The organism is Shewanella sp. 11B5 (assembly GCF_002836795.1).
In the GTDB taxonomy this organism is placed as follows: domain Bacteria; phylum Pseudomonadota; class Gammaproteobacteria; order Enterobacterales; family Shewanellaceae; genus Shewanella; species Shewanella frigidimarina.
The window spans coordinates 1-1407 of the sequence record NZ_PJAP01000060.1; the positions used below are offsets into that span (position 1 = coordinate 1).

At 40.2% G+C, this 1407-nt stretch carries 1 protein-coding gene; it reads right to left on the reverse strand.

Features of this window, described 5'->3' with window-relative positions; genetic code table 11:
* Positions 1 to 1364 (reverse strand): GGDEF domain-containing protein (locus CXF78_RS00490; protein WP_257984784.1); only part of this gene is annotated, 1364 nt, incomplete at its 3' end.
* Positions 1365 to 1407: the final 43 nt, after the last annotated feature.

The following is a 1407-nucleotide window of genomic DNA, read 5'->3' on the forward strand; positions in this document are numbered from 1 at the left end:
ACAGATGCCAACATTTGGTTATACATCATGTGCATTTGTGGATCGTCAGGATTATAAAAATGCCAACGGTTACGGCCTTCTTCTTTGGCCAGGCGGCAAGCGGCATCAGCTTTACTCATCACGCCGTAAATATCTGAGTCAACATAATCGACTTTGGCAATACCAATACTGGCACTAATATTGTGCTTGATACCTTTCCAAGTAAATTCATGATCAAACAACTGTTGGCAAATTCTTTTTGCCACTTGTTGCGCCGATGCGGTATCTGAATAGTGCATCAATAAGCCAAACTCATCGCCGCCTAAACGCGCAACCACATCGTCTTTTCGTAATAATTGTTTTAATCGCACAGCCACTTGTTGCAGCAACACATCACCCGCTTGATGGCCGCTAAGATCATTTACCACTTGAAATTGATCGAGATCGAGAAAAGCAATACAAGCAGGTATATGATCTCCATCTTTTAATAACTCTTCAAGCATGTTTTCGAACTGCAATCGATTTGGTAATCCGGTTAGCACATCATAATTTGAATGAAACGATAACTCATCGGCAAGTCGATAACGCTCGGTGACATCTTCAATCATTAACAATAACTGTTGCTGCTTATTAAGCGCATGACAAAAGCTGAATTTATACCAGTAAATTTGAACCCCATTTCGTAACGGTACTTCACACCAGGCTTGGCGTAAAATACCTTCTCGAACGATATGTAAGGTATCGAGTAACAAGGGATGATCTTCTTCTCGTAACAACGAAAATAAACTCTGCCCGACTGTAATGGGCAAATTTTGTTTACTCGCATCATTTTGCAATACAACATTATTGTGTAAATCAATCAGCGCACATGGCATCGGCAGTAACTGAAAAAGCTCTTGATACTGTTTATCTTTACTGTCTAAAAGTACGGATAAACGACGAAGTTCAAGTGAAGAGGCTAATTGGTATGCGGTGTCATCGAGTAACTTTTGCACAAACGCACAAGGATCGTCTTGCTGACTCACAACGGGATTAGCATCGGATGCACACATAGTGCCTAAAACAACTTTGACATTACCAACGTGCAAAACAGGACTCAGAGCAAGATGCTTACAATCAATATCGAGTTGATTAAAGATGTCTAAAAGCGGTGTAAGGAGTCGATTTTCATCAGCGGTAAATGATTGCTCTGGGGAATGGGGATAAATGATTGATTGATGGCTGTTAAATAATGATTCGCACAGTGACAAATTATCTTGTAATTGATGGTTAAACAGCGCTTCTGATGCAGGTGAAGCACCAAAATGACTGACACATTGTTGCTCTGAAGTGTCGATAATATCAGTATCAACGGCAAATAATTTATCATATTGACTAGTCAACACAAATGCAGCGCTGCATTCTAGCCTTTGACAGACTAATTCTAAT